The sequence below is a fragment of the Lactococcus formosensis genome (assembly GCF_018403745.1).
Lineage (GTDB): Bacteria > Bacillota > Bacilli > Lactobacillales > Streptococcaceae > Lactococcus > Lactococcus formosensis.
This window is the reverse complement of sequence record NZ_BOVP01000015.1, coordinates 1-5208: the sequence shown is the minus strand read 5'-3', so window position 1 is coordinate 5208 and position 5208 is coordinate 1. Positions and strand designations below refer to the sequence as shown.

General features: G+C 48.5%; 1 tRNA gene and 3 rRNA genes. All 4 read right to left on the bottom strand.

What is annotated here, in order from left to right:
• The 4 genes from rrf to KJS37_RS10305 all read right to left on the bottom strand — a co-directional run bounded on the left by rrf (nucleotide 1) and on the right by KJS37_RS10305 (nucleotide 4997).
• Nucleotides 1-116 (bottom strand): 5S ribosomal RNA (rrf, locus tag KJS37_RS10320).
• Nucleotides 117-200: 84 nt separating this feature from the next.
• A 23S ribosomal RNA gene (locus KJS37_RS10315) occupies nucleotides 201-3100 on the bottom strand.
• Between the two features lie 167 nt (nucleotides 3101-3267).
• Nucleotides 3268-3340, bottom strand: a tRNA-Ala gene (locus KJS37_RS10310).
• A gap of 108 nt (nucleotides 3341-3448) precedes the next feature.
• Nucleotides 3449-4997, bottom strand: a 16S ribosomal RNA gene (locus KJS37_RS10305).
• The 16S, 23S and 5S rRNA genes sit together here with 1 tRNA gene alongside, the layout of an rRNA operon.
• Nucleotides 4998-5208: the final 211 nt, after the last annotated feature.

Below are 5208 nucleotides of genomic sequence, written 5' to 3'. Positions count from 1 at the left end.
ACTTGGCATTTACCATATCTCACAGGGGGCAACCCCCAACTACTTCCGGCGTAATAGGACTTAACTTCTGTGTTCGACATGGGAACAGGTGTATCTCCTATGCAATGAATACCAAATCATGGTCTGAATGTATTGAACACTCAAAACTAAATAACAATTTCTTGATAAATAAGTAAAGCTAAACTCATATGTTCTATTACTTGGTAAAGTCCTCGAGCTATTAGTACTGGTCCGCTCCATCCCTCGCAGGACTTCCACTTCCAGCCTATCAACCTGATCATCTCTCAGGGCTCTTAATTCATAAAGAATGGGAAATCTCATCTTGAGGTGGGCTTCGCACTTAGATGCTTTCAGCGCTTATCCCTTCCCTACATAGCTACCCAGCGGTGCTCCTGGCGGAACAACTGGTACACCAGCGGTAAGTCCACCCCGGTCCTCTCGTACTAAGGGCAGATCCTCTCAAATTTCCTACGCCCGCGACGGATAGGGACCGAACTGTCTCACGACGTTCTGAACCCAGCTCGCGTGCCGCTTTAATGGGCGAACAGCCCAACCCTTGGGACCGACTACAGCCCCAGGATGCGACGAGCCGACATCGAGGTGCCAAACCTCCCCGTCGATGTGAACTCTTGGGGGAGATAAGCCTGTTATCCCCAGGGTAGCTTTTATCCGTTGAGCGATGGCCCTTCCATGCGGTACCACCGGATCACTAAGCCCTAGTTTCCTACCTGCTCGAGTTGTAGCTCTCGCAGTCAAGCTCCCTTATACCTTTACACTCTACACATGATTTCCAACCATGTTGAGGGAACCTTTGGGCGCCTCCGTTACTCTTTAGGAGGCGACCGCCCCAGTCAAACTGCCCGACAGACACTGTCTCCCACGCCGATTATGCGTGTGGGTTAGAGCAACCATGAAGCAAGGGTAGTATCCCAACAGCGACTCACTTGAAACTAGCGTCCCAAGGTCAAAGTCTCCTACCTATCCTGTACATGCTTCACAGGTACTCAATATCAATCTGCAGTAAAGCTCCATGGGGTCTTTCCGTCCTGTCGCGGGTAACCTGCATCTTCACAGGTACTAAAATTTCACCGAGTCTCTCGTTGAGACAGTATCCAAATCATTACGCCTTTCGTGCGGGTCGGAACTTACCCGACAAGGAATTTCGCTACCTTAGGACCGTTATAGTTACGGCCGCCGTTTACTGGGGCTTCAATTCAGAGCTTCGCCTAAGCTAACCCCTCCTCTTAACCTTCCAGCACCGGGCAGGCGTCACCCCCTATACATCACCTTGCGGTTTAGCAGAGAGCTGTGTTTTTGATAAACAGTTGCTTGGATCTTTTCACTGCGGCTGTATTTCTACAGCACCCCTTCTCCCGAAGTTACGGGGTCATTTTGCCGAGTTCCTTAACGAGAGTTCTCTCGATCACCTGAGGCTACTCGCCTCGACTACCTGTGTCGGTTTGCGGTACGGGTAGTATTGAATTAAACGCTAGAAGATTTTCTTGGCAGTGTGACATCAAGGGCTTCGCAACCGTAGTTGCTTCCCCATCACAGCTCAATGTTAAAGGAAAATGCATTTGACACATTCCACACCTCACTGCTTAGACCAGAATCCATTAACTGGCTCCCTTTAGCCTACTGCGTCCCTCCATCACTAACAATACTAGTACAGGAATATCAACCTGTTGTCCATCGACTACGCCTTTCGGCCTCGCCTTAGGTCCCGACTAACCCAGGGCGGACGAGCCTTCCCCTGGAAACCTTAGTCTTACGGTGGATAAGATTCTCACTTATCTTGCGCTACTCATACCGGCATTCTCACTTGTAATCGCTCCAGCACCCCTCACGGTATACCTTCATCGCTGATTACAACGCTCTCCTACCATTTAATTAATATTAAATCCACAGCTTCGGTAATATGTTTAGCCCCGGTACATTTTCGGCGCAGGGTCACTCGACTAGTGAGCTATTACGCACTCTTTGAATGATAGCTGCTTCTGAGCTAACATCCTAGTTGTCTGTGCAACCCCACATCCTTTTCCACTTAACATATATTTTGGGACCTTAGCTGGTGGTCTGGGCTGTTTCCCTTTCGACTACGGATCTTAGCACTCGCAGTCTGACTGCCGCACATGTGTATTAGCATTCGGAGTTTATCTGAAATTGGTAACCCGAGATGGGCCCCTCATCCAAACAGTGCTCTACCTCCAATACACTTAAATTGCGACGCTAGCCCTAAAGCTATTTCGGAGAGAACCAGCTATCTCCCAGTTCGTTTGGAATTTCTCCGCTATCCACAAGTCATCCAAACACTTTTCAACGTGTCCTGGTTCGGTCCTCCAGTGCGTCTTACCGCACCTTCAACCTGCTCATGGATAGGTCACTAGGTTTCGGGTCTACATCATGATACTAAAGCGCCCTATTCAGACTCGCTTTCGCTACGGCTCCGCCTCTTCAGCTTAACCTCGCATCATAACGTAACTCGCCGGTTCATTCTACAAAAGGCACGCTCTCACCCATTGACGGGCTCGAACTTCTTGTAGGCACACGGTTTCAGGTGCTATTTCACTCCCCTCCCGGGGTTCTTTTCACCTTTCCCTCACGGTACTGGTTCACTATCGGTCATTAAGGAGTATTTAGGCTTGGGAGATGGTCCTCCCGGATTCAAACTGGATTTCGCGTGTCCAGCCCTACTCAGGATACTGCTAGGTATAAAGTCTATTTCAAATACGAGGCTATTACTCTCTTTGGCTTACCTTCCCAGGTAATTCTTCTATAGACTTTAAGTCCACGTTGCAGTCCTACAACCCCAAGAAGCAAGCTTCTTGGTTTGGCCTGTTTCCCGTTCGCTCGCCGCTACTTAGGAAATCGTTTTTACTTTCTCTTCCTGCAGGTACTTAGATGTTTCAGTTCTCTGCGTTACCTTCGCGTAAGCTATGTATTCACTTACGGATACTATGCATAACATAGTGGGTTTCCCCATTCGGAGACCTAGGGATCAATGCGTACTTACTGCTCCCCCTAGAATATCGTCGTTAGTCACGTCCTTCATCGGCTCTTAATGCCAAGGCATCCACCGTGCGCCCTTATTAACTTTGCCATTAAAACAAGTATAAGTTTTTTCGAACTATTTAAAATAATTCGCAGCTTTACAGAAATGTTTTAAACATTTCTCGGTTTATTTATCGTTATAAGATATTGTTATTTAGTTTTCAATGATCAATGCCTATTTTAACGTCTTCGTTGACAAGACACTTTCGTATCTTATGGAGCCTAGCGGGATCGAACCGCTGACCTCCTGCGTGCAAAGCAGGCGCTCTCCCAGCTGAGCTAAGGCCCCTTCTCTCAACGCAATCTTCTCTATCTTGCATCAAAAGACTGCTTGTTTGGTCTTTATAGACCCCTCAAAACTGAATAAAGTAGAAGACATCTTTTTTATATTCCTTAGAAAGGAGGTGATCCAGCCGCACCTTCCGATACGGCTACCTTGTTACGACTTCACCCCAGTCATCGGTCTTACCTTAGGAAGCGCCCTCCTTGCGGTTAGGCAACCTACTTTGGGTACTCCCAACTTCCGTGGTGTGACGGGCGGTGTGTACAAGGCCCGGGAACGTATTCACCGCGGCGTGCTGATCCGCGATTACTAGCGATTCCGACTTCATGCAGGCGAGTTGCAGCCTGCAATCCGAACTGAGAATGGTTTTAAGAGATTAGCGCACCCTCGCGGGTTGGCGACTCGTTGTACCATCCATTGTAGCACGTGTGTAGCCCAGGTCATAAGGGGCATGATGATTTGACGTCATCCCCACCTTCCTCCGGTTTATCACCGGCAGTCTCACTAGAGTGCCCAACTTAATGATGGCAACTAGTAATAAGGGTTGCGCTCGTTGCGGGACTTAACCCAACATCTCACGACACGAGCTGACGACAACCATGCACCACCTGTCACCGATGTACCGAAGTAACTCCTTATCTCTAAGGATAGCATCGGGATGTCAAGACCTGGTAAGGTTCTTCGCGTTGCTTCGAATTAAACCACATGCTCCACCGCTTGTGCGGGCCCCCGTCAATTCCTTTGAGTTTCAACCTTGCGGTCGTACTCCCCAGGCGGAGTGCTTAATGCGTTAGCTGCGCTACAGAGAACTTATAGCTCCCTACAGCTAGCACTCATCGTTTACGGCGTGGACTACCAGGGTATCTAATCCTGTTTGCTCCCCACGCTTTCGAGCCTCAGTGTCAGTTACAGGCCAGAGAGCCGCTTTCGCCTCCGGTGTTCCTCCATATATCTACGCATTTCACCGCTACACATGGAATTCCACTCTCCTCTCCTGCACTCAAGTCTCCCAGTTTCCAATGCACACAATGGTTGAGCCACTGCCTTTTACATCAGACTTAAGAAACCACCTGCGCTCGCTTTACGCCCAATAAATCCGGACAACGCTTGGGACCTACGTATTACCGCGGCTGCTGGCACGTAGTTAGCCGTCCCTTTCTGGTTAGATACCGTCACTTAAGTAATTTTCCACTCTACTTAACGTTCTTCTCTAACAACAGAGTTTTACGATCCGAAAACCTTCTTCACTCACGCGGCGTTGCTCGGTCAGGGTTGCCCCCATTGCCGAAGATTCCCTACTGCTGCCTCCCGTAGGAGTCTGGGCCGTGTCTCAGTCCCAGTGTGGCCGATCACCCTCTCAGGTCGGCTATGTATCGTCGCCTTGGTAGTCCTTTACACTACCAACTAGCTAATACAACGCGGGATCATCAAGTAGTGAAGCAATTGCTTCTTTCAAATAAGAATCATGCGATTCTCATTGTTATGCGGTATTAGCGTTCGTTTCCAAACGTTGTCCCCCGCTACTCGGCAGATTTCCCACGCGTTACTCACCCGTTCGCCGCTCTTCATGAAAATAGCAAGCTATCTTCAATCATCGCTCGACTTGCATGTATTAGGCACGCCGCCAGCGTTCGTCCTGAGCCAGGATCAAACTCTCATTTAAATTTAGTCCATCAAATGAACTGGCTGTTGTTTTTGTCTTTCATTATTGAATTGACAGTTGGTATACAAGAAGTTAACTTCTCGCATATAGTCATTCTACTTTATTCAGTTTTCAAAGGTCTATCGCTCTCACTTGAGATGTGCTCTCTCGCGACAACTATTATATTCTATCAAACTCACTCCCTTCTGTCAAGAATAAACTGTCCTTTTTT